Genomic DNA, 26,670 nt, shown 5'->3' with positions numbered 1-26,670 from the left:
TGAAGCAGCACAGGGAATTACGTGAAGATTCAGCGAAGACGCTGACTGATGACTTTCGATACACCGTCACCCTGCATGGAAACCCCGTACAGGGCGTCCGCGACCTCCATCGTCCTCTTCTGGTGCGTGATCACGATCAGCTGCGAGCTTTCCTGGAGCTCCTCCATGATGCGGATGAGCCGCTGCAGATTGGTGTCGTCGAGGGCCGCCTCCACCTCGTCCATCACGTAGAACGGGCTCGGCCTGGCCTTGAAGATGGCGACCAGCAGGGCCACCGCCGTCAGGGACCGTTCACCGCCGGAGAGCAGCGACAGCCGCTTCACCTTCTTCCCCGGCGGACGCGCCTCCACGTCGACGCCGGTGGTGAGCATGTGTTCCGGGTCCGTGAGGACCAGCCGTCCGTCGCCGCCCGGGAAGAGCCGGGAGAAGACACCCTCGAACTCGCGGGCGGTGTCGTGGTACGCCTCGGTGAAGACCCGCTCGACCCGCTCGTCGACCTCCTTGACGACCTGGAGGAGGTCGGCCCGGGTCTTCCGCAGGTCGTCCAGTTGCTCGGCCAGGAACTGGTGGCGCTCCTCCAGCGCGGCGAACTCCTCCAACGCGAGCGGATTCACCTTTCCGAGTTGCTGGTACGCCCGTTCGGCCGACTTCAGCCGCTTCTCCTGTTCGGCACGGACGAACGGCCGGGGCTGGTTGCGCGGGTGCTCGGGGTCCTCGGGCACCTCTTCGCCCTCGGCCGGGAGCGACGGGGGCACCGGCCGGCCGGGGCCGTACTCGGCGACCAGGGCCGAAGGTTCGACGCCCAGCTCCTCCAGCGCCTTCGCCTCCAGCTGCTCCACCCGCATCCGCTTCTCGGCGCCCAGCACCTCGCCCCGGTGGACCGAGTCGGTGAGCTTGTCCAGCTCCCCCTTGAGGTCCCGGCCCTCCGCGCGGGCGGCGGAGAGCGCGCTCTCCCCCTCGGCCTTGGCCGCCTCGGCCGCCGCACGCTCCTCCCCGGCCCGTACGACGGACACCTCGGCGTGCGCGAGCAGTTGCCGGGCGCCCGAGGCGACCGCGGCGGCCACCTCCGCTTCGTGGCGCAGCCGGGCGCGGCGCTGCTCGGCGCGGGCGCGGGCCTCGCGTTCGGCCCTGGCTCCCCGGTCGAGGGAGTCGGCCCGGCCCGCGAGCCCCTTCACCCGCTCCTCGTGGGTACGGACCTGGAGGCGGGCCTCCATCTCGGTCTGGCGGGCGTTCGCTCCGTCGGCCGCGAGCCGGTCTCGCCGCGCGGTGTCCGGTTCCTCCGCCAGGGGCGTCTCCTCGGCGACCAGCAGGCGTTCGGCCAGCGTCTCGGCCTCCTCGGTGGCGCGTTCCAGCGCCTCCTCGGCGCGGGCGGCGGAGGAAGCGGTCCGCTCGGCCTCGCCCGCCGCTCCCCTGGCCTGTCCGGCGAGCCGGCCCAGTTGCTGGGCGGTCTTGGACTTCTCCCGGTCGGCCGTCCTGCGGCGCTCTTCCAGGGCCTCGACGCGGGCGGCGGCGTCCTTGCGCCGATCACCCGCGAGCCGCTGGGCCTCGGCGAGTTCCTCGCAGCGCACGACGAGCGAGGCCAGCTCGGCCGCGGCCTCGTCGACGGACGCCTGCACCTCCAGCAGGCTGGGCGCCCCGGCCGATCCGCCGTGCGCGAAGTGGGCGGAGAGCACGTCGCCCTCGGCGGTGACGGCGGTGAGTCCCGGTTCGGCGGCGACGAGCCGTTCCGCGTCCTCCAGGGTCGCCACCACGACCATGTCCCGGGTCAGCACCCGCACGGCCGCCATGAGTCCGCCCGGTGCGCGGACCAGCGTGGCGACCGGCCGGCCCGCGCCGGTACGGACCTCGGGGCGGGCGTCGCCCGTCGCCGCGGCAGCGCCGCCCGGCTCCCCGGCCGGTACGGACACGGGCGCGGCCGACTCGACGGCCACGGCCTGCGGCGGTACCGCCGCCGGACGCCCGGGTGCCGCCTGGTCGCCGCCCTGCGCCGGTACGCGTCCGGGTTCCGCGTCCGGGCCGCCGGGAGGCTCCGTACCCCCGAGCAGCAGTGCGGCGCGGCCCGCGTCCTCGGCGCGGAGCAGCCGGATCGCCTCGGCGGCCGCGGCGGGCCCGGTCGCCGCCACGGCGTCGGCGGCCGCACCGAGTGCGGCGGCCACCGCCACCTCGTACCCGGGTTCGACGTCGAGGAGGCGGGCGGCGGGGCCGAGCAGCCCGGCCGGCCGGTCCGGGGCGGCGAGCAGTGCGCCCGTACCGTCCTTGCGGCGCAGCCCGAGCGCGAGGGCGTCGTGGCGGGCGGCGGTGGCGGCCCGGCTGCGTTCCGCCGCGGTCGCGGCGTCGCGCGCTCCGCCGTGCGCGGCCTGGGCCTCGGCGAGGTCCCGGCGTGCGTCCGCGTGCTCCTCGGCCAGCCGGGCGTCGTCCGCGTCGAGTCCGTCGACCTCGGCCTTGAGCTGCTCGTACTCCTCCTGGGCGGCGGTGGCCCGTTCCCTGGCTCCGTCCCGGGAGTCCGCGAGGCGGTCGATCTCCGCCTGGGCCGCGGCGGCCCTGCTGCGGGCCGCGTTGACCTGGCCGCCGAGCCGGGCGAGCCCTTCCCTGCGGTCCGCGAGGGCCCGTGCGGCGTCCTTGAGGCGTCGTTCCTCGGCGGCCAGTTCGCGTTCCAGTTCGGCCCGGTGGCCGGCGGTGTCCTCCAGCGCGTGTTCCGCGGCTTCCAGGGCTGCGGTCAACTCCGCTTCCTGCTCGCGGATGCGGGCGGCCTCGCGCTCCATGTCCTCGGGGTCCCGTCCGCGCCGCTCCTCCTCGGGGACGGCGGCCGCGCTCTTCACCCTCGCGTCGGCGAGCGAGACGGTTCCCCTGACCCGTTCGGCCAGTTGGGAGAGTTCGTACCAGCTCTGCTGGGCCCGCTGAAGGCGCGGGGCGAGGCGGCGGACCTCTCCCTCCAGCTCGGCCTCGCGGGCGAGCGCCTCCTTCAGCCGCGCCTCCGCGGACTCCTTGCGGCGCTTCGACTCGGCCTCGTCGGCGATCTCCTCGCGCAGCGCGTCCCGCAGGGTCACCAGGTCGTCGGCGAGCAGCCGCAGCCTGGCGTCGCGCAGATCGGCCTGGATGACCGCGGCCCGCCGGGCGACGGCGGCCTGCCGGCCGAGCGGTTTGAGCTGCCGGCGGAGTTCCTCGGTGAGGTCCTGGACGCGGGCGAGGTTGGCGCCCATCGCGTCGAGTTTCCGCAGCGCCTTCTCCTTGCGCCTGCGGTGTTTGAGGACCCCGGCGGCCTCCTCGATGAACGCCCGGCGTCCCATCGGGTCGGCGTGCAGGACGGAGTCCAACTGGCCCTGGCCGACGATGACATGCATCTCGCGGCCGATGCCGGAGTCGGAGAGGAGTTCCTGGATGTCGAGCAGCCGGCAGGTGTCGCCGTTGATCTGGTACTCGCTGCCGCCGTTGCGGAACATGATCCGGGTGATCGTCACCTCGGCGTACTCGATGGGCAGCGCGCCGTCCGAGTTGTCGATGGTCAGCGAGACTTCGGCGCGGCCGAGCGGGGGGCGCCCGGTCGTCCCGGCGAAGATGACGTCCTCCATCTTGCCGCCGCGCAGGGACTTGGCCCCCTGTTCCCCCATGACCCAGGAAAGCGCGTCCACCACATTGGATTTGCCCGACCCGTTGGGACCGACGACGCAGGTGATCCCCGGTTCGAAGCGCAGCGTGGTGGCGGAGGCGAACGACTTGAAGCCGCGCAGTGTCAGGGCCTTGAGGTGCACGCCGCCGGACTCTACCTTTCGCACACGGTTTCACCGCTGAGGGTGCAGGGCACATCTGACGTTAACCGCACCACTGATCGCCGTGGGGAAAGCGGTGCGGGACGAGGGGCGGGGCAGGGGCGGACCCGGTAGCCGGGTTGACGCGAGGGGGAAAGAAAGAAGGGACGCCGAAGCGTCCCTGGTAAAACGTGGCGCATGCGGGATCCGCTCCCGCGCACGGGTCCGAGTGGTCCGGACCCGCGGACCGTCCCGCACGGCGGATCAGTGGCCGTACAGCCGTGATCACGGTCGATCACGATGTCCGGTACCGCCGATCCGCGGTGAAGACGATCCAGAAACGCTCCCGGGCCGCTGAGTTGTCTGCGGGCCCGGCCGGCCCCTTGCGGGCGACCGGTCAGGTCAGAGCGGGCTCTGCCTGGGGTACGTCGATGTCGATGCCGTCGAGCAGCGACTGGTGCTGAGCGGCGGCGTTGAGCGCGTCGTTCTCGTCCTGGATCCGTACGAGCTCGGATTCCAGGTCCTGGACGCGCTTCTGGAGCCGTCGCATCTCGGCGAGGAGTCGCGGGTCGGAACCGCCGACGTAACCGAGAAGCGCCTTTGCCATGATGGATGGTCCTCCACACTGAGTGACCGACCGAAGCGGTGTGGGTCGTGAGGGAATCGCACCCGCGATGCCCGGCAGTGCTCTTGTCATCACTGCGGTTGCTGCGGAAACAGCCCTGTCGGACAGCTGAGGTGCGCGGGGATTTCAGAGTCTCACCAAAAAGTTTGACGGTCAACACGATCACACCCCGTGGGCGCCGCCATCCCCGGGGCGGCCCGACCCGGGGATCACCCGGACCGCCGTCGGCGGACGGCCGGGAGGCCTCGGCGATCTTGGTCAACCGGGTAGCTTCGCATGCCCGCCCCCCTTTGGCAACACCGGGGCGCACCGGGATTCCGCCGCAGGTCACTCCGGGTACCGCCGCCCCGGCGCACGCCACGGCGGGGCGGCGCGAGCGCCGGGCGGACGACCTCCGCGACCCGGCGTCCGGCGCGGCGGTCACCGGATGGCGAACCCGTCGTAACCGCCGCGCGGGGTGTCCCAGATCTCAGTGACTCCGTCCACGCGTCCGGGCGTGTCGTCGGAGCGCAGCCAGTCCAGCAGACGGTGGCAATTCTCACGTGCTCCCTCGGCGACGACCTGCACCCTGCCGTCGTCCAGATTGAGCGCGAAGCCGGCCAGCCCGCCGATCTCCAGAGCGTTTGCCCTGGTAAACCAGCGGAACCCTACTTGCTGTACTCGGCCGCGTACCCACACCACGAGTCTTGCGTCTTCGCTCATACGGGAACGCTAACCGTACGGAGCCGCTCGAAGCCCCTCGCGGCCGTCCGGTCATGGCGTACAGTCCGGCCGCAAGGACCTCACCCGATCGGGTGAGTGCCACGGACACGGTGACGCCCCCGGAGACCACGGGCGGCGGCCGAACGGCATGAGGAAGGCACAGCGCATGGGACGCCACCGACGATCCGCCGCAGGCGCCGCCGCTGACGAAACCGCCCCGGTGCCCTCCGGAGGACGGCACGGCCGCACGCGCCCGTCGAAGCGCCGGGTGCCGCTGCCGGTACGGGCCGGGCTGCTCGGGATATCCGCCGCCGTGGCGGTCGGCGCCGTCGCCGGCGCCACCGGGATGCTCCCGGGCGGCGAGACGTACGGCCTGAGCGACAGCTCGCACGCCGACCGCGCCGACTCCGCCGGAGCTCCGGACCTGCTCACCCAGGGCACCGCGAGCGCCGACCCGACGGGCCGTACGGCGCCCACCCCGGCGAGCCGGGGCAGCGAGCGGCCCGAGGCCCCCTCGAAGTCGGCCTCCCCCTCCGCGTCCCCCACGGAGAAGACCGCGAGCCCCACACCGTCCGCCACCCCCTCGGTGACGAAGACGACCGCGGCGCCCGCCCCGGCGAAGTCCACCGCCGCCGCGGCACCGGCCCCCACCACGGCCGCACCGAAGACCGAGGCACCCGAGCCGGCCCCGGACACCTCCGCGCAGACCGCGGTGCTCACCCTGGTCAACCAGGAGCGGTCGAAGGTCGGCTGCAGCCCGGTGACGCTCAGCTCCTCGCTGACCTCGCTGGCCCAGAACTTCAGCCAGGACATGGCGGCCCGCGACTTCTTCGACCACACCGACCCGGACGGCGACACCCCCTGGGACCGCGCGGCGGCGGCGGGCATCACCAACCTCGGCGGGGAGAACATCGCCCGCGGCCAGGCCGACGCGCAGGCCGTGATGGACAGCTGGATGAACAGCGAAGGCCACCGCGCAAACATTCTCAACTGCGATTACACGACCCTGGGCGTCGGCGTCTACATCGCCGACGGCGGCCCCTGGTGGACGCAGGACTTCGGCTTCTGAGGAGTCGCGCGCGTCCCGGGCCGTGGCCCGGGACGCCGCCGTGAGAGACCGGCGGGGCGTGTGGGTGCGCAGCCTGGCGTTCGGGTGACCAGTTCTCGGCGTTCAGCCGGAGTGCACCTCCGCTCCAGAACGCGTCACGAGAATTCTCCCTCGTGCCTACCTCACCCACACGTGCCGGCGTCGCCTCCGCAGCCGCCACCGCTCTGACGCTCTCAGGACTTCTCGTCACGGGAGTCCTGGCCGCGCAGCCCGCGGCTGCCGCGGACCCGACCGGCTACCAGAACGTCCGGATCAACGAAGTCACCTCGTCGAACAACGACACGGTGGAGCTGTACAACACCGGCTCGACCGCCGTGAGCATCAGCGGCTGGAAGATGTCCGACGACAGCTTCTCGCCTCAGTCGTTCAGCCCGTCCGCCGGCACGATCCCCGCCGGTGGCTTCGTCACCTTCAACTCGCCGAAGGGACTCGGCGACTCGGACAAGCTGGTCCTCTTCACATCCGGCGGCACGGTGGTCGACCGCGTCGACTGGGCGACCGACAAGGCGAAGCCCGCGATGGCCCGTTGCGGCGGCGACGGCACCGGGGCGTGGGTCACCACGACCTCGGCGGCCACGTTCGGCGCCGCGAACACCGCCGGCTGTCCGTCGTCGGCGCCCGCGGCGAGCCGGGTGCGGATCAACGAGGTCTCCTCGAACGGCTCCGACACCGTGGAGCTCTACAACGGCGGGACCAGCGCCGTCAGCCTCGGGTCGTGGAAGTACTCCGACAACGACACCTCCCACTCTCCGGTGTCGGTCTCGTCCTCCTCGCCGAGCGCGACGAGCATCCCCGCGGGTGGATACCTCACGTTCGCCTCCTCCACCGGGCTGGGCGACAACGACTCGGTCTTCCTCGTCGACGGCAGCGGCAACACCGTCGACTCGGTGACCTGGGCGACCGACGGAGCCAAGCCGTCTGCCGAGCGCTGTGCCAACGGCACCGGTTCGTTCCGGACCGCCGCGACCGCGACCCCCGGCGCCGTGAACTCCTGCTCGGGCAGCGACGGTGGTACCGGCGGCGGTACCGGCGGCGGCACCCCTGCCGGCGAGCTGCTGGGCGGCGGCGGTTCCCTCACCAGCGGCTGCACCCCCGAATCGGCCTCCGGTACGGGCTCCACGCCGACCGGCACCCTCGCGTGGCCCGGCGGGGCGGACGTCACGATCGCGGACGACGTCTGTGCGTTCACCACGTCCACCGGCCCGGAAGGCCGGGACGTGAGCGGCCTGGCATTCGACCCGGCCAACCCGTCGGTGCTGTGGGCCGCCAAGAACAAGAACTGGCTCTACAAGCTGGTCAAAAGCAACGGCAAGTGGATTCCGGACGCGTCCTGGAGCGCGACCGGCAAGCAGATCCGCTTCGCGGGCGGCTCCGGCGAGCCGGACTCCGAGGGTCTGACGATCGGCGGCAACGGCCACCTCTACGTCACCTCCGAGCGCGACAACACCAAGAACACGGCGCCCAAGGACACCATCCTGGAGTTCGACCCGACGGCGACCGGTTCGACGCTGACGCCGGTGCACCAGTGGGACATGACCGCGCAGTTCCCGCAGTTGGACACCGGTGACAAGGACGACGCCAACCTGGGCTTCGAGGGTGTCGGGTACGTGCCGGACACCTGGCTGACCGCGAACGGCTGGATCGACCCGCTCACCCACGCCGCCTACGACCCGGCGAATTACCCGTCACACGGGGCCGGCCTGTTCTTCGCCGGGCTGGAGTACGACGGCTCGCTGCACGTCTACGGCCTGAACTCCGACGGTACCTTCACCACGTTCGCGACGATCGCCACCGGCAAGACCTCCGTGATGGACGTGATGTTCGACGCCGGTACCCAGCGCCTCGTCGCGACCTGCGACAACACCTGCGGCGAGACGCACACCTTCATGAAGGTCGGCTCCACCGGCTCGATCGTGCCGGACGTGACCTACACGAACCCGGCCGTCATGCCGGCCGACAACCTGGAGGGCTTCGCCCTCGCGCCGGCTTCCACGTGCGTCGCCGGCCTGCGCGAAGCGGTCTGGAGCGACGACGGCGTCTACGGCTTCGGCTCCGGGAGCTCCTCGTACGGACACGCGCTCTACCGCGGCACCTTCCCCTGCTGATCCCGACAGTGACGGCGGCCGCCCGGGACCTTGGGGTTCCGGGCGGCCGCCGTCGTCGTGGACCGGCCCGTCCGTGCGTCGCCGGGCCGAACCGGCTTCACCGCGCCCGGGGCGGCCGCTGGCAGTTCGGGCAGAAGTAGCTGGAGCGGTTCATCCAGGGGCGGCGGCGCATGGCGGTGCCGCAGCGGTGGCAGGGCTCGCCCTCGCGGCCGTAGGCGTCGAGCGAACGGTCGAAGTAGCCGGATTCACCGTTCACGTTGACGTACAGGCTGTCGAAGCTGGTGCCGCCCTGGGCGAGCGCCGCGTTCATCACGTCCCGGACGTGGCCGAGCAGCTCGGCGGACTTGGGGCGGGTGAGGGTCGCGGTGGCCCGGTCGTAGTGGAGTTTCGCGCGCCAGAGCGCCTCGTCCGCGTAGATGTTGCCGACGCCACTGATCAGCGACTGGTCGAGCAGGGCCCGTTTGACCGTCGTACGGCGCAGGCGCAGCGCGGTGTGGAAGGCCGCGTCGTCGAAGGCGGGGTCGAGGGGGTCGCGGGCGATGTGCGCGATGACGTCGGGGAGCCCGTCCGCGGTGGTGGGGTGCAGCGAGAGCCCGCCGAAGGTGCGCTGGTCGACGAAGCGCAGATCGGTGCCGAGGGTGTCGTCGAAGCGCATCCTGATCCGCAGGTGCTTCTCGTCCGGGGCGTCGAAGGGCCGTACCAGCAGCTGGCCGCTCATCCCGAGATGGCCGAGGAGGGAGACGGGCTCGTCCTCCAGCGGAATCCACAGGTACTTGCCGCGCCGCATGGCGGTTCCCAGACGCGTGCCGGTCAGCCGGGCCGCGAAGTCCACCCCGCCCGCGAGGTGGCGTCGCACCGAGCGCGGGTGCATGACCTCCACCTCGGAGACGGTCCGGCCGGCGACCCAGCGTTCCAGACCCCGGCGTACGACTTCGACCTCGGGCAGCTCGGGCACGGTGAAGCTCCTCCAGAGAGCCAGGGGGGAAATCGGGGGAAGGTGACGGGAAATGCCACGACCCCCCGGCGCACGGGGCACCGGGGGGTCGCGAACGGGGTCAGGCCGGAGAAACGTCCGTGTCCCGCGGGGGTTCGGCAGGGGTGTCGGCGGCCCCTGCGTCGATCGCGGACTTCTCCGCGGTCGCCCTCGCTTCGGCGGCGGCGCTGATCTCGCGCCAGGCGGACTCGGCCGCCTGCTGCTCCGCTTCCTTCTTGCTACGACCGGTGCCGGTGCCGTACGAGACACCACCGACGCGAGCGGCAGCAGTAAAGATCTTCTCGTGGTCCGGGCCGGTCTCCGTGACGAGGTACTCGGGAACTCCGAGACCCTCGCTCGCGGTGAGCTCCTGGAGACTGGTCTTCCAGTCCAGGCCGGCACCGAGGTTCGAGGACCGGTCGATGAGCGGGTCGAAGAGCCGGTGGACCAGCTCCGAGGCCGCGTCGAGGCCCTGATCGAGATAGACCGCGCCGATCACCGCTTCAAGGGTGTCGGCGAGGATGGAAGCCTTGTCCCGGCCACCCGTGCCCTCTTCACCGCGGCCGAGCCGGATGAAGGAGCCGAGTTCTAGGCCGCGGCCCACTTCCGCGAGTGCACGTGAGTTGACCACCGCGGCCCGCAACTTGGCCAGCTGGCCTTCGGGCAGGTCGGGGTGGGTGCGGTACAGCGTGTCCGTGACCACCAGGCCGAGCACCGAATCCCCGAGGAATTCGAGCCGCTCGTTGGTGGGCAGACCGCCGTTCTCGTATGCGAACGAACGGTGGGTCAGCGCACGCACCAGAAGGGCGGACTCAAGGTGATACCCGAGCCGCCCTTCCAGAAGCGTGTGGGACGAGGCTGTGTTGACGTTGTCTGCCTGCTTCTTGGCGTGGGACAACTCAGACATCGTGCCTCTCACCAGCCACTCAGACTTCGAGGACCTGGCGCTTGTTGTACGTGCCGCAGCTCGGGCACGCAATGTGCTGGAGCTTCGGCTCCTGGCAACGCTCGCACGAAACCAGGGTGGGGACCGCAGCCTTCCACTGCGACCGGCGGTGGCGCGTGTTGCTGCGCGACATCTTCCGCTTCGGAACAGCCACGGCTACTTCTCCTGCTTCTCGTCGACGCCAGGCTCGGCGCCGCCCATGTTGTCCTTCTCGCCGTCCTGAACGGTCTCGGCGAGTCCTTGCAGTGCCGCCCACCGGGGGTCGGCGGCATCGTGGTGGTGGCCAGGATTCCCGTCCAGCCTGATTCCGCATTCGGAACACAGACCGGCACAGGTCTCCGTGCACACCGGCTGCATCGGCAGTGCGAGCACTACCGCGTCACGCAGCACCGTTTCGAGGTCGAACAAGCCGTCCTCAAGGAAAAACTCGTCCTCGTCGTCCTCGGCGTCGTCGGCCGGGTCCGCAGTCTTGCTGCGACCCCGGTCGTCGGCGTCAGGGTACGAGAACAGTTCCTGGAAGTCCGCTTCGACCTCGAAGGTCAGCGGCTCCAGACACCTTACGCACTCCCCCTCGGCGGTTGCACGGGCGGTGCCTGTGACGAGCACCCCTTCCATGACCGATTCGAGGCGGAGGTCCAGCGTCAGCGTTGCGCCTTCCGGCACGCCGATGACGCCGTCGATACCCAGGTCCCTCGGTGCTTCCACCGAGCGGGTCAGCCGCTTCAGGGCACCGGGACGCCGACCCAGCTCGTGCGTATCGAACACGAGAGGATTGCGGTGGTCGAGGTGGCCGTTCAGGGCTTTTCCTGCTTTCGGGATTCATGTGCATCGCACTGCGTCGGGAGGGGCCGGCCGTTCCGGAGTCGAAACGGGCAGCCGGGATCGGCGGAGATACGCGCGACCGAGGAGCCAGGATACTTGACGTACCGCTCAGCACCCAATCCGGACCGGTGGGGGCCTTGCGGCGCCCGGTCAGTGGCCCTGTTCGTACCGGCGCAGCTGCTCCAGGTCGATCATGCTGGTGTCGAAGAGGCTGGTCTCGTCGAGCGCGGGCTGCGGCTGCTGGGGCTGCTGCTGGTCGGCCCATCCGTATTCGGGCTGCCCGGTCTGCCCGGTCTGCCCGCTGAGCCCGTCCTGCGGCTGGTAGGCGTTCGGGTCGTACGCCTGCTGCTGGTAGGCGTACACGTCCTGCTGCGGCTGCTCGTAGCCGTCCTGCCGCGCGTAACCGTCCTGCGGCTGCTCGTAGCCGTACGCGTCCTGCTGGACCGGCTGCTGGTAGTCGTAGGCCTGGACGGGCTCGGCGTACGGGGACTGGGGCCGCGCCGGGTAGTTCGGGGATGCCTGCGGCGGCTCCGGGTCGGCGAGCTCGGCCAGACCCGCCAGATAGTCGGCGTCGCTGGTGTGGCCCTGGCCGCCGGCGGCGTCCTGGGCGGCCATGTGCACGCCGAGGTCGTCGGTGGCCACCCGGCCGTGCAGCTTCTGCCGGCCGCGGCCCACCGCTTCCAGGGTCTTGCCGAGGACGGCCTCGAAGGCGCCGAGCTTGGTGTCGACGTACTCGTCGGCACGGCGCTGGAGCGTCTCCGGGTCGGCGCTGCGCTCGGGGGCCTCGGCGAAGTCGGGGTCCTCGTAGCCCTGCTCGTCCAGGCCCTGGCTGCGGCCGAGCAGCTTCTCCCGGCCCCGGTCCACGGAACCGATGGTCTTGGTGAGGACGACCTCGAAGTTGGCGAGCTTGCTGTCGACGTACTCGTCGGCCTCCGCCTTGACCTCGGCGGCCTCGCGGCGGGCCTCGGCCAGGACGCGGTCGGCCTCGGCCTGGGCCCGTACGACGATCTCGGTGCCGGAGACGAGCGAGCCGCGCTCGGCGTGGGCGGACTCGATGATCCGCTCCGCCTCCTGGCGGGCCCGGTCGACGAGCTGCTCACTGCCGCCGATGACCTCCTCGGCGTGCGCGAGCGAGCCGGGCAGTGCTTCGCGGAGCTCTTCGAGCATCCCGAGCAGATCGGCGCGGTTGATCACGCACGAGGCCGACATGGGCATGGACCGGGCGTTCCCGACCGCCTCGACGATCTCGTCGAGCTTCTTCTGCACGTCCACCGTGTGCTCGCCACTCTCTGCCGCTGTTGGAGACGGACGGGACGACTGTAAGGCCAGTCGGCTCCCGTCCGACACCGGGTGACGGTCGCTCAGACGCCCGAGGGCCGTCCCGCAGCTGTCGTCGCGCACCCACCAGGGATCGCGGGACTGCCCTCAGTGCCGCTCCAGCCGCTGCTGGAGCGCGGCGTGGACGGTCGGCGGCAGCAGGTGGGAGACGTCTCCGCCCCAGGTCGCGACCTCCTTGACCAGCGAGGACGACAGGAAACTGTAGGTGGGGTTGGTGGGGACGAAGAGCGTCTCGACACCGGAGAGGCCGTTGTTCATCTGGGCCATCTGCAGTTCGTAGTCGAAGTCGCTGACCGCCCTGAGCCCCTTCACGATGGCCGGGATCTCCCGCTGCTTGCAGAAGTCGACCAGCAGGCCGTGGAAGGCCTCGACCTCGACGTTGCCGAAGTCGGAGGTGACTTCGCGGATCAGCTCGATCCGCTCGTCGACGGTGAACAGCCCTTTCTTGGACTGGTTGATCATCACCGCGACGTGTACGACGTCGTACAGCTTCGAGGCTCGGCCAATGATGTCGAGATGTCCGTTGGTGATGGGGTCGAACGACCCCGGACAGACGGCGCGGCGCAACGTGATTCCCTCGCTCCCGGGTCCGGTCATCGTGCGTCTTCGCACGTGGAGGCGGCGCGACCGTACCAAAGGGTCGCTTCGCCGTAACGACGGGACCTCAACGGCTCGAAACCCTCCGGCCAGCCGAATTCCCCGCCTCTGGTGGCTCGTTCCACGGTGACGAGTGCGCCCTCGCCAAGCCAGCCCCGCGAGCGGAGTGTGAGCAGGATCTCCCGGAGATCGTCGTCGGTGACGACGTAGGGCGGGTCCAGGAAGACCACGTCGTACGGGTCGGCGGGAGCCGGTCCGGACACGGTCTGTTCGGCCTTGCCGGTACGGACCTCGGCGCCGGGCAGGCCGACGGCGCGGGCGTTCTCACGGACGGTACGGACGGCCTTCGGGTCGGCCTCCACGAGCAGCACGTGGACCGCGCCCCGGGAGAGCGCTTCGAGGCCGACCGCGCCGGAGCCCGCGTACAGATCGGCGATCCGGATGCCGTCGAGCGTGCCGAGCAGCGCTTCCCAGGTCGAGAAGAGGCCCTCGCGCGCACGGTCGGAGGTGGGGCGGGTGCCGTTGCCGGGCGGTACGGCCAGGCGGCGTCCGCCGGCCGAGCCGGCGATCACGCGGGTCATGGGAGTCGGTCCTCGGGTCGCGGGAGGGCGCGCGGGGGTCGCGGGCCTCTGGGGTCGTCCGTGCGGCTCGGGCCGGGCCGGCCGGCCCGGTCCGCACGGAAGAACCTGGTCCCACGATATGGCGTGCGGGCGGCGCGGGCCGGGCGGACCCGGGCACTCCTGGTCGATGAGGTGGTCACCCCTTGTCGAGGAACTCCTCGCGGTCCTTGTCCAGCAAGGCGTCCAGGGCGGTCCGCAGCTCCGGGTGGCCGGTCAGCTCCGGGTCTGCGGCGACGATCCTGGTGGCCTCGGCGCGTGCGGCGGTGATGATCTCCTCGTCGTCGATGACGGTGAGCATCCGCAGCGAGGAGCGGACCCCGGACTGGGCCTGGCCGAGGACATCGCCCTCGCGGCGCTGTTCGAGGTCGATCCGGGAGAGTTCGAAGCCGTCCAGGGTGGCGGCGACCGCTCCGAGCCGGGCGCGGGCCGGGCTCGCCTCGTGGGCCTCGCTGACCAGCAGGCAGAGCCCGGGGGCGGAGCCGCGGCCGACCCGGCCGCGCAGCTGGTGCAGCTGGGAGACGCCGAACCGGTCCGCGTCCATGATCACCATCGCGGTGGCGTTGGGGACGTTCACCCCGACCTCGATCACGGTGGTGGCCACCAGCACGTCGACCTGGCCCGCGGCGAACCGCCGCATCACGTCGTCCTTGTCGTCCGGGTTCATCCGGCCGTGCAGCACCTCGATCCGGAGCCCCGCGAGCGGTCCGGCGGTCAGCCGGGCCGCGATGTCGAGCACGGCGAGCGGCGGCCGCTTGTCGCCGTCGGTGGGGCTCGGCGCGTCCGGGCCGTCCGGCTCCTCGGCCCCGGCCGGGGACTTCGCGGCGGACTTCGAGCCCTTCGCCGCCCCCTTGCCCCCGGCCGTCTCCTCGGCGTCGTCGCCGATCCGGGGGCAGACGACGTACGCCTGGTGGCCGCCCTCCACCTCCTCGCGGACCCGCTCCCAGGCGCGGGCGAGGAAGTGCGGTTTGTCGGTGGCGGGCACCACGTGGGTGGCGATCGGCGAGCGCCCGGCGGGGAGCTGGTCCAGGACGGACGTCTCCAGGTCGCCGAAGACCGTCATCGCGACGGTGCGCGGGATGGGTGTGGCGGTCATCACCAGCAGGTGGGGCGGCTGCTTGCCCTTGGAGCGCAGGGCGTCGCGCTGTTCCACCCCGAAGCGGTGCTGCTCGTCGACGACGACCAGCCCGAGGTCGTGGAAGGAGACCTTGTCCTCGATCAGCGCGTGGGTGCCGATGACCAGTCCGGCCTCGCCGGTGGTCAGGTCCAGCAGCGCCCGGCGGCGGGCCGCCGTCCCCATGGAGCCGGTGAGCAGGACGACCTTCGTGCCGAGCGAGGAGCCCCCGAGCATCCCGCCTTCGGCGAGGTCGCCCATCATCTCGGTGATGGAGCGGTGGTGCTGCTGGGCGAGCACCTCGGTGGGGGCGAGCATCGCGGCCTGGCCGCCGCTGTCCACGACGGCGAGCATCGCGCGCAGGGCCACCATGGTCTTGCCGGAGCCGACCTCGCCCTGGAGCAGCCGGTGCATGGGGTGTTCGGTGGCGAGGTCGCCGAAGATCTCGGCGGACACCTTCGTCTGGCCCTCGGTGAGGGTGAACGGCAGCCGGGCGTCGAAGGCGTCGAGCAGCCCGTCGGGGGCCGGGCGGCGGGCGACGGCGGGGAGCTGGGTGTCGGCGTACCGGCGGCGGGCGAGCGCGACCTGGAGGACGAACGCCTCGTCCCACTTGAGCCGCTCCCTGGCGTCCTCGATGTCCGCCTTGGTCTGCGGCCGGTGCACCTTGACCAAGGCTTCCGGCAGCGAGACGAATCCGCGCCCTTCCCGCAGCGCGGCGGGCAGCGGGTCGACGGCCTCCTGGGCGCTGGGCAGCACGGTGTCCACGGCCTTGGCGATGCGCCAGGAGTCGAGCTGCTTGCAGGCGGGGTAGAGGGGCAGCAGGCGTCCGGCGAAGGCGTCGACGGCCTCGCGCACGCCCGCTTCCCCGTCCGCCGAACCGGCCTCGGTGTCGAGCAGTTGGTACGTGGGGTGGGCGAGCTGGGTCTTGCGGTTGAAGACGCCGACCTTGCCCGCGAACATCGCCCGTCGGCCGGGGAGGAGTTCCTGGTGCGGCTTGTGCACCCCGTGGCCGAAGAAGACGAGCTGGAGCCGGCCGCTGCCGTCGGTGAGGGTGACCTCCAGGCGTTTGCCGCGGCCGTTGTTGAAGCCCAGCACCCGGGCATCGGCGACCTGGGCGACCACCGTGACGTGTTCGTCCAGCGGGAGGTCGGAGAGCGGGGTGAGCCGTCCCCGCTCCTCGTACCGTCGCGGGTAGTGGTGCAGCAGGTCGCCGACGGTGTGCAGGCCGAGGTGTTCGGCCATCACCTTCGCGGTGGCTCCGCCGAGCAGCTTCTTGAGGGGTTCATCGAGCGCGGACACGGGTTCCATTGCACACCACGCCACCGACAGTCGTCGGCCCGGAGTGCCCGGGGCGTGTCCGCGCGGGGGCTCCGGCCGCACCCTGGGCGGGGCGCTGCCGCCCTGGCGTGCGGCTACTCGACGCCGATCAGCAGCGGGGTTCCCGGGTGTCCGCCCCGGTAGACCGTGGTGTCCACGGCCAGGTGCCCCTCGCGCACGTACGCCTCCAGCGTGTCGCCGAGGGTGTCCGGTGCGTGTTCGCCGAGGACGAGGGTGACCAGTTCCCCGCCGGCCGCGAGCATCCGGTCGAGGACGGTACGGGCGGTGCCGGGGACGTCCGCGCCGATGACGGCCACGTCCCCGTCGATCAGGCCGAGGATGTCACCGGCCTGGCAGATGCCGGCCGTGGTCCATGACTGCCGTTCGGCGACGGCGAGTTCGGCGTAGCGGGTGGCTCCGGCGGCCGCGGTCATGGCGACGACGTCCTCGTCGAAACTGCGGCCGGGCTCGTGCACGGCCAGGGCGGCGATGCCCTGGACGACGGCGCGCGTGGGGACGACGGCGACCCGGATGCCGTCGGCCCTGACCTGCTCGGCGGCGACGGCCGCGACGTGGCGCAGGGTCGCGTCGTTGGGGAGCAGCACGACCTCGCGGGCGTTGGCCCGGCGTACGGCGTCGACGAGTTCGCCGCTGGCGGGCTGCTCGCCGGGGCGCGCGAGGACGGTGACGGCGCCGGCCTCCTCGCAGAGTCCCCGGAGTTCCTCGCCGGGCACGACCAGGACGACGGAGCGCGGGGCGGGTTCCGCGCGCGGGGCGGCGCGCGCGGCGCCGAAGTGGGTGACGCGGATACGGTGCGGGCGTCCGGCCTCCACGCCGGCCTCCACGGCGGCGCCCGCGTCGTCGACGTGTACGTGGACGTTCCAGAGTCCGTCGCCGCCGACCACGACGAGGGAGTCGCCGAGGGCGTCGAGCCGTTCACGGAGCAGGTCCACCGCGGCTTCCTCGGCCTCCAGCAGGTAGATGACCTCGAAGGCGGGCCCGTCGCCGGGCGCGGTTCCGCCCCCGCGCTCGTCCGGGTCGCAGCACTCGCCCGCGTGCGCGGGGGCGCCCCCGTCCGGTACGGCGAGCGGTTCGGGCGCCTGCCGGGGTACGTGTACGGGCGCCTGCCCGGTCACCGTCTCCACCAGCGCCCCCAGCACGGTCACCAGGCCCTGGCCGCCGGCGTCCACGACTCCGGCGCGGCCGAGCACCGGCAGCCGGGCGGGGGTCTCCTCCAGCGCCTCGGCGGCGCCCGCGTGGGCCGCCCGCGCGACGGCCGCCAGGGAGCTCGCCGCACCGGCCGCCCCGGCGGCCCGCGCGGCGGCGGTGGCGACGGTGAGGACGGTGCCCTCGACGGGGTGGGCGACGGCCCGGCGGGCGGCGGTGGCGGCGTGGTCCAGCGCCCGGGCCAGGTGGTCCGCGTCCCCGCCGTCCGCGAGCACGGACGCCATCCCGCGCAGGAGTTGGGCGAGGATGGTGCCGGAGTTGCCCCGCGCCCCGATGAGCGCCCCGTGGGCCATGGCGCGTACCGCGTCGGCGGCGGCCGGTCCCGCGGAACCGGGTCCCGCGTCCACGCGGGCGTGGGCCGCGAAGACGGTCTCGACGGCGGCCCGCGCGGACTCCACGGTGAGGAAGAGGTTGGTTCCGGTGTCCCCGTCGGGGACCGGGTAGACGTTGATCGCGTCGATCGCGGCGCGCTCCCGGCCCAGGGCTTCGAGGGCCAGGGAGCACCAGGTGCGTACCGCGACGGCGTCGAAAACGTCGGGGGGCTGCGGCACCTGGGTCCTCCTTGAAGCGGCCGTGTACGGCGGGCTGCTCCGCAGGTTAACCCCGGGCAGCCGGGGAGTGGCCCGGAGCGGGGGGCGGGAGGGCGGACGGCCGAACCATGGTAGTTTCGTTGTACCGACGCAGCCGTTGTATGGTGTTTCGGTTGCCCGATGAAAGTCGGGCCATTCCTCCGGTGCCGTCACTTCAGTTCGCTGATTCCGGCGCGCCGGAATTCACTGTAAGTGCATCTGAAGTCTTTGGAGTGACCCGTGGCTGCCAACTGCGACGTCTGCGGCAAGGGGCCGGGCTTCGGCAACAACATTTCGCACTCGCACCGCCGTACGTCTCGTCGCTGGAATCCCAACATCCAGCGCGTGCGTGCCGTGGTCGGTCGGACGCCGAAGCGGCTCAACGTCTGCACCTCGTGCATCAAGGCCGGCAAGGTCGCGCGCTGACGTTCCCGTCGTAGCGCAGCCTTCCGGTTGCCCAAAAAGCCGGTCCACCTCGGTGGACCGGCTTTTTGCTGTGCCCACGCGGGGGGAGGCCCCGGTCCTGACGGATGCGTCCTGACGGGCCGGGGCCTCCCCCGCGGCCTCAGGCCCGGCGGCTCCGCCAGCCGTGGTCGACCGGGCCGATCCCGGAGCCGAGCGCGTAGCCGGCCTCGATCGCCCCGGTGACGTAGGTCTTCGCGTTCCGTACCGCCGTGGGCACGTTCTGGCCGCGCGCCAGGCCGCAGGCGATGGCCGAGGCGAGGGTGCAGCCGGTGCCGTGGGTGTGCCGGTTGTCGTGGCGCGGGGCGCGCAGCCAGTGTTCCTGGTCCCCGTCGGTGAGCAGGTCGACGGCCTCACCGGGGAGATGGCCGCCCTTGATCACCACCCAGCGGGGGCCGAAGGCGAGTACGGCGGCGGCCGCACGCCGCATGTCAGGCTCCTCGGCCACCTCCACGCCCGTGAGCTGCGCCACTTCGTCGAGGTTCGGGGTGGCGACCGTGGCCAGCGGCAGGAGTTTGGTCCGTACGTTTTCCAGGGCCTCGACGGCGAGCAGCGCGTCCCCGTGCTTGGAGACGCCCACCGGGTCGACGACGATCGGGGCACGGGTGCCCGCGAGGAGTCCGGCGACCGTCTCGACCAGGGCGGCGGACGAGAGCATGCCCGTCTTCACCGCCTGGACGCCGATGTCGTCGACGACGCTGCGGTACTGGGCGCGAACCGCCTCGGCCGGCAACTCCCAGGCGCCCTGCACGCCGAGGGAGTTCTGGGCGGTCACGGCGGTGAGCACGCTCATTCCGTGCACGCCGAGCGCCAGCATCGTCTTGAGGTCGGCCTGGATGCCGGCACCGCCGCCGGAGTCCGATCCGGCGACGGTGAGGACACGGGGAGGCACGGCGGCAGTTATCGGCATGCCCGCAAATTTACTGGGGACCGGTGGTCCGACGGGTCGCCGGTCCACCGGCCGGACACCGGCTCACGGGGTGTCCTCGGCCTCGCCGAAGTGGTCCCAGCCTCCCCTGCTGGTCCAGGGCGCGCCGTCGACGGTGACCTGGGGCAGGGCCGACGGGTTGAGGACCTCGCCGATCACCTTCCAGCGGGCGGGCAGTTTCACGTCGGGCGGGAAGGTCGCCACGATCGCGTGGTCCTCTCCGCCGGTGAGCACCCACTGGAGCGGGTCGACGCCGACCGCCTGCCCGATGTCCGACATCTGGGACGGGATGTCGATGAGTCCGGAGCGCAGGTCGATACGGACCTTGCTGGCCTCGGCGATGTGCCCGAGGTCGGCGACGAGTCCGTCGCTGACGTCGGTCATCGCGGTGGCGCCGAGCCCGGCCGCCGCGGGGCCCGCGTGGTAGGGCGGTTCGGGGCGCCGGTGGGCCTCGACGAAGGCGCGGGGCGAGCGGAATCCCCGGGAGAGTACGGCGAATCCGGCGGCGGACCAGCCGAGCCAGCCGGTGACGGCGACGACGTCGCCCGGGCGGGCACCGGACCGGGTGACCGGTTCGTGGTTGCGGAGATCGCCGAGCGCGGTGATCGCGACGGTGATGGTGTCCCCGCCGACCACGTCGCCGCCGACCACGGCGGCTCCGGCGACCTGGCACTCGTCGCGGAGCCCGTCCATGAGTTCGGTCGCCCAGGTCACCGGGAGGCTCGCCGGTACGACGAGGCCGAGGAGCAGCGCGGTCGGCACGGCGCCCATCGCCGCGATGTCGGCGAGGTTCTGCGCCGCGGCCTTGCGCCCGACGTCGTACGCGGTCGACCAGTCGCGGCGGAAGTGGCGTCCTTCGATCAGTACGTCGGTACTGGCCACGACCCTGCGGTCCGGGGCCGCCACGACCGCGGCGTCGTCGCCGGGCCCCAGCCGTACCGCCGGAGTGGTGGTGAGGCGGGCGGTGAGCTCTCTGATGAGCCCGAACTCCCCCAACTCACCCACGGTTCCCTTCACCGGGTGTCACCTCTCGTTCGTCGCACCGGCGTCCGGTGCGGGCTGCTGGGACGTGTCCGCGCACCGGCCGCGGCCCTCCCCGGGGCCGCTTCCGTGCGGGGCGCCCGTCCCCCGCACGGGCCGGGCCGCTCCGCGGTCGCGGGCGGGCGCCGCTGTCTGTAACGTCGGAAGACACGTCGGCTCGTGTCGCCCGTACGCCACGCTACGGACGTCTCCCGGTCCCCGGGTCTCCCCGCTCCCGTCCGCGACGCGATAACGTGGCGTTCCTCTCCCCCACATGATCCTCGTGGCCGCCCTGGAGGTTCCGTGGTACAGGCGTACATCCTTATTCAGACCGAGGTGGGCAAGGCGTCGATCGTCGCCGAGACCATCGCGAAACTTCCGGGAGTGATCCAGGCAGAGGACGTCACCGGACCCTACGACGTGATCGTGCGTGCCCAGGCCGAGACGGTGGACGAGATCGGCCGCATGGTGGTCGCCCGGGTCCAGCAGGTGGAAGGCATCACGCGAACCCTGACCTGCCCCGTAGTCCACCTCTGACCCCCGTCTACGCTGGTCCGGTGACGTCTTCCCGCCTCCGGTCGCTCCGCCCGTCGTTCCTCGTGCCGTCCGCCGCCGCACTCCTGCTGGCGGCGGGCTGCTCCGGCGGCTCGCAGCCCTCGGTCGCGGTGCCCACCCCGTCCCGGGACGCGGTCCCGTACTGTTCGGCGCTGGACAAGGCGCTGCCGAAGACCGTGGCCGGGATGGAACGCGACGATCCCGCACCGGAGTCGGAGCTGACCGCCGGCTGGGGGGACGGGGCGATCGTACTTCGCTGCGGGGTTCCCCGGCCCGCCGCCATGGCGGACGCGGCGTCCAAGGGGATCGACGCGGACGGTGTGAACTGGCTGCTGGAGCAACGCCCGGACGAGGGGCCCCGGTTCACGACGACGTACCGCAAGGCGTACGTCGAGGTCACGTTGGGGACGGAGTTCGCCCACGACGCCAGCCCGCTCGCCGAGTTCGCGAAGGCGGTCCGCGAGACGGTGCCCGACAGTCTCTGAACCGGAGTCCCGGCAGCGTCCGGTGAACCCCCGTCCGCCCTCCCGCGAACCGCGCTCCCGCCGGCGGGTCCGGCCGGCCGGCGGGAGCGGCGGGTCTCAGCGCAGGCCGGTGGAACGGGTCAGGGCCGCCTGGATCAGCCGGTCGACCAGCTCCGGGTAGCCGACGCCGCTCTCCTGCCACATCCTCGGGAACATCGAGATGGGCGTGAATCCGGGCAGGGTGTTGATCTCGTTGATGACGAACTCGCCGTCGTCGGTGAGGAAGAAGTCGGCGCGCACCAGGCCCTCGCAGGAGACGGACTCGAAGGCGTCGACGGCGAGCCGCTGGACCTCGGCGGTCTGCTCCGGGGTGAGCGGGGCGGGCACCAGGGCGTCGGCCGCGTCGATGTACTTGGCCTCGAAGTCGTAGAAGTCGTGCGCGGTGACCGGCGGGATCTCGGCCGGCACGCTGGCGCGCGGGCCGTCCTCGAACTCCAGCACCCCGCACTCGATCTCGCGTCCGCTCAGCAGCGACTCGACGAGGAACTTCGGGTCGTGGCGGCGGGCCTCCTCGATCGCGGCCTCCAGGCCGCCGATGTCGTCGACCTTGCTGATGCCCACCGACGAGCCGCCGCGCGCGGGCTTCACGAAGAGCGGCCAGCCGTGCTCGCCGGCGAAGTCGACGATCCTCTTGCGGGCGGCGGAGGGGTCGTTCTCCCATTCGCGGGGGCGGACGACCAGGTACGGGCCGACGGGGAGCCCGAAGGAGATGAAGACCCGCTTCATGTACTCCTTGTCCTGGCCGACGGCGGAGGCGAGGACGCCCGCGCCGACGTAGGGGACGCCGGAGAGTTCCAGGAGGCCCTGGAGGGTGCCGTCCTCGCCGTACGGGCCGTGCAGCACGGGGAAGACGACGTCCACCTCGCCGAGCGCCCGGGGCACCGATCCGGGCTCGTTGAGGACGACTTCGCGGCTGCCCGGGTCCACGGAGAGAACCACGCCGCCCTTCTCCGACTCGGCGAGCGCGTCCACGTCGGGCACCTGCCGGTCGGTGATGGCCATGCGGGCCGGGTCGTCACCGGTCAGTGCCCAGCGGCCGTCCTTGGTGATGCCGATCGGCAGGACGTCGTAGACGGACCGGTCGATGGCCTTCATGACGGCGCCGGCCGTGACGACCGAGATGCCGTGTTCGGAGCTGCGTCCGCCGAACACGACAGCCACACGCGGCTTACGGCGCTGCTGCTCAGGGCTCTCGGGACGCTCAGGGCTCTGGGGGAGGTTCTCGCTGCTCATATCGCGATGAGCGTACCTGCTGGTACCGGACGGAGTCAGCGCCGCTCGGGCTTGGCGCTCCGCGACATCAGTTCCTTGACCGCGACGGCGGGCGGCTTGCCCTCGTGGACGATCTCGACGACCGTCTCCGTGATCGGCATGTCGACTCCGTGCCGGCGGGCCAGATCGAGCACCGATTCGCAGGACTTGACGCCTTCCGCGGTCTGGCTGGTGGCGGCGATCGCTTCCTGGAGCGTCATGCCCCGGCCGAGGTTGGTGCCGAAGCCGTGGTTGCGCGAGAGCGGCGAGGAGCAGGTCGCCACCAGGTCCCCGAGGCCCGCGAGTCCGGAGAACGTCAACGGGTCGGCGCCCATGGCGAGACCCAGCCGGGTGGTCTCGGCGAGCCCGCGGGTGATGAGCGAGCCCTTGGCGTTGTCGCCGAGTCCCATGCCGTCGGCGATGCCGACCGCGAGACCGATGACGTTCTTGACGGCGCCGCCGAGTTCGCAGCCGACGACGTCGGTGTTGGTGTACGGGCGGAAGTACGGGGTGTGGCAGACGGCCTGGAGCCGCTGGGCCACCGACTCGTCCCGGCAGGCCACGACGGCCGCGGCGGGACGCCGTGCGGCGATCTCCCCGGCGAGGTTGGGGCCGGTGACGACGGCGATGCGGTCGGCGGAGACCTTCGTCACGTCCGCGATCACCTCGCTCATCAGCTTGGCGGAACCGAGTTCGACGCCCTTCATCAGCGAGACGAGGACGGTGTCCGGCTCCAGGTGGGGGGCCCACTCGGCGAGGTTGGCGCGCAGCGTCTGGGAGGGCACCACCAGCACCGCGAACTCGGCGCCGCGCAGCGCCTCGGCGGGATCGGTGGTGGCCCGGACGGACGTGGGCAGTTCGGCGCCGGGAAGGTAGCCGGGGTTGGTCCGGGTGGTGTTGATGGACTCGGCGACCTCGGCACGGCGGGCCCAGACGGTGACGTCGCAGCCCGCGTCGCCCAGGATCACGGCGAAGGCGGTGCCCCAGGAGCCCGCCCCGAAGACGGCGACTTTGCGCGGTTCGGTCACTGGGAGCCCTTCTCTTCGGCCGCGCGGCGCTGCTCGGCGCGGGCCTTGCGGTGGTCGTACGGCTCGGCGGGAGCCTTCTCGCCGCGCACGGTCTCCAGTTGCTCGGTGATCGCGGCCATGATCACCTCGGTGACCTGGCGCAGTACCTCGGGCGTCGGCTCGGCGTCGTAGAAGCGGCTGAGGTCGACGGGGGGTCCGGCCTGTACCTGGAGGGTCTTCCGGGGGAAGAACCGGTACTTGTTCTCCTTGGCGTACGGCGGCATCGCGAGGTTCGCGCCCCACTGGGCGACCGGGACGACGGGCGCCCGGGTCATCAGGGCCACGCGGGCGGCGCCGGTCTTGCCGTTCATCGGCCACATGTCGGGGTCGCGGGTGAGAGTGCCCTCGGGGTAGAAGGCGACGCACTCGCCGTTCTCGATCGCGGCCACGGCGGCGCGGAAGGCGTTCAACGCGTCGGTGGTCTCGCGGTACACGGGGATCTGGCCGGTGCCGCGCAGCATCATGCCGACGAACGGGGCCCGGAAGAGGGCCGCTTTCGCCAGGAACCTCGGCACCCGGCCGGTGTTGTACTGGAAGTGCCCGTACGAGAGCGGGTCCACGTAGGAGTTGTGGTTGACGGCCGTGATGAACCCGCCGTCGGCCGGAATGTTCTCCATCCCCCGCCACTCGCGCTTGAAGAGAAGCAACAGTGGCGGCTTGGCGATGACCGCCGCCAGGCGGTACCAGAAGCCGATTCTGCGGCGGGACACTCGGACCCCTTTCACATGGGTTTCTCTCGGACCTGACCTGCTGCTCGGCCACGGACGGTCATGTCCCGCCCCAGGCCCCTGCTCTGTCGAGAACACCGTACGCCCCGCTCCCAGGACCGGACCTGCAGGCCGTCGTACCCGACGGGCCAGAATGGGGGCCTGGCGGTGTCCCGGGACACCGCCACCGTTCACGAGGGGGAGATCGCCACGAACACCGACCCGGTCGGCCGCTGGTCCCTGGTCGTCCCGTTGAAGCCACTGGCGTACGCCAAGAGCAGGCTGCGGGACGCGCTGGGCGAAGGACTGCGGCCCCGACTCGCCCTGGCCTTCGCCGAGGACACGGTCGCGGCGGCGCTCTCCTGCCCGGACGTTCGGGATGTGGTGGTCGTCACGGACGACACGGTGGCAGGGGACTCCCTGGCGGCGCTGGGAGCCCGTGTCGTACCCGACTTTCCGGCCGCGGGTCTCAACGCGGCGCTCGCGTACGGCGCGGGTCTGGTGCGCGCCGTACGGCCGTCCGCCGCGGTCGCGGCACTCAACGCGGATCTCCCCGCGCTGCGCGCCTCGGAATTGTCGCAGGTTCTCGAATTCTCATCCGGATTCCCCCGGGCATTCCTTTCGGATGCCGCGGGAATCGGAACGACATTTCTCTCGGCGGCACCCGGAGTGGAATTGCGGCCGGCTTTCGGCGGACCCTCGCGCGAGCGCCACCTCGCGTCGGGTGCGCGGGAGGTGCCGGCCGCCGGACTGGATTCGGTCCGCCGGGACGTGGACACCGGGGACGATCTGCGGGTGGCGCTGACCCTGGGCGTGGGGCCGCGGACGGCGGAACTGCGCGACACCGTGCGGCTGGGGGCCGTCCCCCGGTCAGCGGGCCCCGCTCCCACCGGGCGATAGGCTGCGGCCCATGCAGGCGACCGCGTACACGTACGACTCCGAGACCCGCAGCGGCAGTGTGCTGCTCGACGACGGCACCCCGGTGGACTTCACCGCCGCCGCCTTCGACGCGGGCGGCCTGCGGCTGCTCCGCCCGGGCCAGCGGGTGCGGATCGAGGGTTCGGGCGAGGGCGCCTCGCTCCGGATCGACCTGGTGACCCTGCAGACCTTCTGAACTGCCCCCGGGCGGGCCCTGTGGGCCCCTTGGGCGCTGCTCCGCCCGTCCGTTCGGCCGTACCGGCCCGGAACTCCCGGACAGCCCGCGGGCCGGGCTCCCCGAGGGGAACCCGGCCCGGCGCGTCGTGCGAGAGCGAGCGGGTGCTCGGTCTCACTTCTTGCGAGCGGTGGCAGCCTTCTTGGCCGTGGTGGTGCGCGCCGTGGTCTTCTTGGCGGGCGCCTTCTTGGCGGTGGCCTTCTTGGCCGGGGCCGTCTTCTTCGCGACGGCCGCGGTCTTCTTCGCCGGCGTGGCAGCCTTCTTGGCGGCAGCCGTGGTCTTCTTCGCGGCTGCGGCGGTGGTCGCCTTCTTCGCGGGCGTGGCGGTGGTCTTCTTCGCCGCCGTCGTGGCGGCGGTGGTCTTCCGCGCCGTCGCCGCCTTGCGGGCGGTGGCCTTCTTGGCCGCGGCCTTGGTGGTCGTACGGGTGGAAGCACCGCCCGAGAGGCTGCCCTTGGGAGCCTTCTTCACGGCCACGTCGTTCTTGGGGAGCTTCTTGGAGCCGCTCACCAGGTCCTTGAAGCCCTGACCCGCGCGGAAGCGGGGCACCGAGGTCTTCTTGACCCGGACGCGCTCGCCGGTCTGCGGGTTGCGGGCGTACCGCGCCGGGCGGTCGACCTTCTCGAACGAGCCGAAACCGGTGACCGAGACACGGTCTCCGGCCACGACGGCGCGGACGATCGCGTCCAGAACCGCGTCCACCGCGTCCGCGGCCTGCTGACGGCCGCCGACCTTCTCGGCAATCGCTTCTACGAGCTGTGCCTTGTTCACGTCTTCCCCTTCGGAGACATTGCCAGAACGAAAGTGTTCAAGCGTTTTCGCACGTTAGGCAGATATATACCGCAAATCAAACACGAAACGGGCTAATCACCCTAGTGCCGCAACGAAGTCGACTGATGCGGACTTCCGCGGAGTCAGTCACCTTCGGGGAATCGGCCCTCATCGAGGTCCTTCATCAACCGGTCCAGGCGCCTTGCCGCGCCTGAGAGATCGTGCTTCGCCGTCGCCGTGACGGCCAACAGCTTCCGGGACAGCGCCATCCGTACGCCCTCCGGGACTTGCAGTGCGCGCACCCTTCCGTGCGCTTCCTTCAATTGGTCGGCGACTTGACCATAGAGCTTGAGTTGGTTGTCGCCTCCCATGCACCGATTGTGCCATCTGAGGCGAGTTGTCGCCCGACAGGGTCTCAACAAGCGACTG

General features: G+C 71.8%; 26 protein-coding genes. 7 read left to right on the top strand and 19 right to left on the bottom strand.

All coding sequences use genetic code 11. From position 1 onward, the window contains the following. Positions 1-29: 29 nt before the first annotated feature. The 3 genes from OHA55_RS24025 to OHA55_RS24015 form a co-directional block, all read right to left on the bottom strand. Complete coding sequence (locus tag OHA55_RS24025) at positions 30-3,749, bottom strand: AAA family ATPase (RefSeq protein ID WP_266709610.1); 3,720 nt, start codon at positions 3,747-3,749, stop codon at positions 30-32. 394 nt (positions 3,750-4,143) lie between these two features. Next, on the bottom strand, positions 4,144-4,353 hold the full coding sequence (locus OHA55_RS24020; RefSeq protein WP_266709608.1) for a hypothetical protein: 210 nt from the start codon (positions 4,351-4,353) through the stop codon (positions 4,144-4,146). A 438-nt stretch (positions 4,354-4,791) separates the two neighbouring features. Then, entirely contained in the window at positions 4,792-5,073 is a 282-nt protein-coding gene (locus OHA55_RS24015; RefSeq protein WP_266709606.1) for an acylphosphatase, read from the bottom strand. A 166-nt stretch (positions 5,074-5,239) separates the two neighbouring features. Here OHA55_RS24015 and OHA55_RS24010 point away from each other — a divergent pair, with 166 nt between their 5' ends. Both OHA55_RS24010 and OHA55_RS24005 read left to right on the top strand, forming a co-directional pair. Further along, positions 5,240-6,142 carry a CAP domain-containing protein gene (locus OHA55_RS24010; protein WP_266709604.1) on the top strand — a complete coding sequence of 301 codons (903 nt, stop codon included), beginning with the start codon at positions 5,240-5,242 and terminating at the stop codon, positions 6,140-6,142. Positions 6,143-6,294: 152 nt separating this feature from the next. Then, the gene (locus OHA55_RS24005) at positions 6,295-8,286 is read left to right on the top strand and encodes a lamin tail domain-containing protein (RefSeq protein ID WP_266709602.1); all 1,992 of its coding nucleotides are present in this window, start codon (positions 6,295-6,297) and stop codon (positions 8,284-8,286) included. Between the two features lie 97 nt (positions 8,287-8,383). Here OHA55_RS24005 and mutM read toward each other — a convergent pair whose 3' ends face one another. The 9 genes from mutM to OHA55_RS23960 all read right to left on the bottom strand — a co-directional run bounded on the left by mutM (position 8,384) and on the right by OHA55_RS23960 (position 17,788). Continuing rightward, positions 8,384-9,241 carry a bifunctional DNA-formamidopyrimidine glycosylase/DNA-(apurinic or apyrimidinic site) lyase gene (gene mutM / locus OHA55_RS24000; protein ID WP_266709600.1) on the bottom strand — a complete coding sequence of 286 codons (858 nt, stop codon included), beginning with the start codon at positions 9,239-9,241 and terminating at the stop codon, positions 8,384-8,386. A 100-nt stretch (positions 9,242-9,341) separates the two neighbouring features. Continuing rightward, complete coding sequence (gene rnc, locus OHA55_RS23995; RefSeq protein ID WP_266709598.1) at positions 9,342-10,166, bottom strand: ribonuclease III; 825 nt, start codon at positions 10,164-10,166, stop codon at positions 9,342-9,344. 19 nt (positions 10,167-10,185) lie between these two features. Beyond that, the gene (gene rpmF, locus OHA55_RS23990) at positions 10,186-10,359 is read right to left on the bottom strand and encodes a 50S ribosomal protein L32 (RefSeq protein ID WP_003965982.1); all 174 of its coding nucleotides are present in this window, start codon (positions 10,357-10,359) and stop codon (positions 10,186-10,188) included. A gap of 2 nt (positions 10,360-10,361) precedes the next feature. Then, positions 10,362-10,970, bottom strand: coding sequence for a DUF177 domain-containing protein (locus OHA55_RS23985; protein ID WP_266709596.1), 609 nt, complete (start codon positions 10,968-10,970; stop codon positions 10,362-10,364). 207 nt (positions 10,971-11,177) lie between these two features. After that, the gene (locus OHA55_RS23980; RefSeq protein ID WP_266709594.1) at positions 11,178-12,299 is read right to left on the bottom strand and encodes a cell division initiation protein; all 1,122 of its coding nucleotides are present in this window, start codon (positions 12,297-12,299) and stop codon (positions 11,178-11,180) included. 153 nt (positions 12,300-12,452) lie between these two features. Then, on the bottom strand, positions 12,453-12,932 hold the full coding sequence (gene coaD / locus OHA55_RS23975; RefSeq protein ID WP_266711099.1) for a pantetheine-phosphate adenylyltransferase: 480 nt from the start codon (positions 12,930-12,932) through the stop codon (positions 12,453-12,455). Between the two features lie 26 nt (positions 12,933-12,958). Further along, positions 12,959-13,543, bottom strand: coding sequence for a 16S rRNA (guanine(966)-N(2))-methyltransferase RsmD (rsmD, locus tag OHA55_RS23970; protein ID WP_266709592.1), 585 nt, complete (start codon positions 13,541-13,543; stop codon positions 12,959-12,961). 175 nt (positions 13,544-13,718) lie between these two features. Continuing rightward, positions 13,719-16,001, bottom strand: coding sequence for an ATP-dependent DNA helicase RecG (gene recG / locus OHA55_RS23965; RefSeq protein WP_266709590.1), 2,283 nt, complete (start codon positions 15,999-16,001; stop codon positions 13,719-13,721). A 104-nt stretch (positions 16,002-16,105) separates the two neighbouring features. Continuing rightward, positions 16,106-17,788, bottom strand: a complete 1,683-nt coding sequence (locus OHA55_RS23960) for a DAK2 domain-containing protein (RefSeq protein WP_266709588.1) — start codon at positions 17,786-17,788, stop codon at positions 16,106-16,108. A 258-nt stretch (positions 17,789-18,046) separates the two neighbouring features. Here OHA55_RS23960 and rpmB point away from each other — a divergent pair, with 258 nt between their 5' ends. Further along, positions 18,047-18,232, top strand: a complete 186-nt coding sequence (gene rpmB / locus OHA55_RS23955; protein ID WP_030928661.1) for a 50S ribosomal protein L28 — start codon at positions 18,047-18,049, stop codon at positions 18,230-18,232. 139 nt (positions 18,233-18,371) lie between these two features. On the opposite strand, the gene thiD is transcribed toward rpmB, so the two are convergent. Beyond that, positions 18,372-19,178, bottom strand: a complete 807-nt coding sequence (thiD, locus tag OHA55_RS23950; protein WP_266709586.1) for a bifunctional hydroxymethylpyrimidine kinase/phosphomethylpyrimidine kinase — start codon at positions 19,176-19,178, stop codon at positions 18,372-18,374. Between the two features lie 63 nt (positions 19,179-19,241). After that, positions 19,242-20,213 (bottom strand): thiamine-phosphate kinase, encoded by a 972-nt coding sequence (locus OHA55_RS23945; protein ID WP_266709584.1) that lies wholly within the window; start codon positions 20,211-20,213, stop codon positions 19,242-19,244. A 306-nt stretch (positions 20,214-20,519) separates the two neighbouring features. On the opposite strand from OHA55_RS23945, the gene OHA55_RS23940 reads away from it, so the two are divergent. Next, on the top strand, positions 20,520-20,753 hold the full coding sequence (locus tag OHA55_RS23940; RefSeq protein WP_266709582.1) for an Lrp/AsnC ligand binding domain-containing protein: 234 nt from the start codon (positions 20,520-20,522) through the stop codon (positions 20,751-20,753). A 20-nt stretch (positions 20,754-20,773) separates the two neighbouring features. Beyond that, positions 20,774-21,256: a DUF3515 domain-containing protein gene (locus tag OHA55_RS23935; RefSeq protein WP_266709580.1), complete on the top strand. Its 483-nt coding sequence runs from the start codon at positions 20,774-20,776 to the stop codon at positions 21,254-21,256. Between the two features lie 96 nt (positions 21,257-21,352). Here the strand turns inward: OHA55_RS23935 and OHA55_RS23930 are convergent, their stop codons facing one another. From OHA55_RS23930 to OHA55_RS23920, 3 genes are read right to left on the bottom strand one after another with little or no spacing between them, the layout of a single operon-like run. Further along, complete coding sequence (locus OHA55_RS23930; protein ID WP_266709578.1) at positions 21,353-22,528, bottom strand: D-alanine--D-alanine ligase family protein; 1,176 nt, start codon at positions 22,526-22,528, stop codon at positions 21,353-21,355. Positions 22,529-22,563: 35 nt separating this feature from the next. Next, entirely contained in the window at positions 22,564-23,574 is a 1,011-nt protein-coding gene (locus tag OHA55_RS23925) for an NAD(P)H-dependent glycerol-3-phosphate dehydrogenase (protein ID WP_266709576.1), read from the bottom strand. Next, complete coding sequence (locus OHA55_RS23920) at positions 23,571-24,323, bottom strand: 1-acyl-sn-glycerol-3-phosphate acyltransferase (protein ID WP_266709574.1); 753 nt, start codon at positions 24,321-24,323, stop codon at positions 23,571-23,573. The genes OHA55_RS23925 and OHA55_RS23920 overlap by 4 nt, the downstream gene beginning before the upstream one ends. 201 nt (positions 24,324-24,524) lie before the next feature. Between OHA55_RS23920 and cofC the strand changes: the two genes are divergently transcribed. Both cofC and OHA55_RS23910 read left to right on the top strand, forming a co-directional pair. Next, on the top strand, positions 24,525-25,220 hold the full coding sequence (gene cofC, locus OHA55_RS23915; protein ID WP_266711097.1) for a 2-phospho-L-lactate guanylyltransferase: 696 nt from the start codon (positions 24,525-24,527) through the stop codon (positions 25,218-25,220). Positions 25,221-25,230: 10 nt separating this feature from the next. Continuing rightward, complete coding sequence (locus OHA55_RS23910) at positions 25,231-25,434, top strand: hypothetical protein (protein WP_266709572.1); 204 nt, start codon at positions 25,231-25,233, stop codon at positions 25,432-25,434. A gap of 153 nt (positions 25,435-25,587) precedes the next feature. Here the strand turns inward: OHA55_RS23910 and OHA55_RS23905 are convergent, their stop codons facing one another. Together OHA55_RS23905 and OHA55_RS23900 are read right to left on the bottom strand one after the other, a co-directional pair. Beyond that, positions 25,588-26,241 (bottom strand): HU family DNA-binding protein, encoded by a 654-nt coding sequence (locus tag OHA55_RS23905; protein WP_266709570.1) that lies wholly within the window; start codon positions 26,239-26,241, stop codon positions 25,588-25,590. Between the two features lie 143 nt (positions 26,242-26,384). Beyond that, entirely contained in the window at positions 26,385-26,612 is a 228-nt protein-coding gene (locus OHA55_RS23900; protein WP_266709568.1) for a hypothetical protein, read from the bottom strand. Positions 26,613-26,670: the final 58 nt, after the last annotated feature.

It is taken from the genome of Streptomyces sp. NBC_00102 (assembly GCF_026343115.1).
GTDB lineage: Bacteria > Actinomycetota > Actinomycetes > Streptomycetales > Streptomycetaceae > Streptomyces.
This window is presented reverse-complemented; position numbering and strand designations above follow the sequence as displayed.

Excerpts from the sequence above, each read along its gene's own strand:
- OHA55_RS24015 (WP_266709606.1), bottom strand. The coding sequence starts at position 5,073 with ATGAGCGAAGACGCAAGACTCGTGGTGTGGGTACGCGGCCGAGTACAG.
- OHA55_RS23900 (WP_266709568.1), bottom strand. The coding sequence starts at position 26,612 with ATGGGAGGCGACAACCAACTCAAGCTCTATGGTCAAGTCGCCGACCAA.
- recG (WP_266709590.1), bottom strand. The coding sequence starts at position 16,001 with ATGGAACCCGTGTCCGCGCTCGATGAACCCCTCAAGAAGCTGCTCGGC.
- OHA55_RS23930 (WP_266709578.1), bottom strand. The coding sequence starts at position 22,528 with ATGAGCAGCGAGAACCTCCCCCAGAGCCCTGAGCGTCCCGAGAGCCCT.
- rsmD (WP_266709592.1), bottom strand. The coding sequence starts at position 13,543 with ATGACCCGCGTGATCGCCGGCTCGGCCGGCGGACGCCGCCTGGCCGTA.
- OHA55_RS23910 (WP_266709572.1), top strand. The coding sequence starts at position 25,231 with ATGCAGGCGACCGCGTACACGTACGACTCCGAGACCCGCAGCGGCAGT.
- thiD (WP_266709586.1), bottom strand. The coding sequence starts at position 19,178 with ATGCCGATAACTGCCGCCGTGCCTCCCCGTGTCCTCACCGTCGCCGGA.
- rnc (WP_266709598.1), bottom strand. The coding sequence starts at position 10,166 with ATGTCTGAGTTGTCCCACGCCAAGAAGCAGGCAGACAACGTCAACACA.
- OHA55_RS24010 (WP_266709604.1), top strand. The coding sequence starts at position 5,240 with ATGGGACGCCACCGACGATCCGCCGCAGGCGCCGCCGCTGACGAAACC.
- OHA55_RS24020 (WP_266709608.1), bottom strand. The coding sequence starts at position 4,353 with ATGGCAAAGGCGCTTCTCGGTTACGTCGGCGGTTCCGACCCGCGACTC.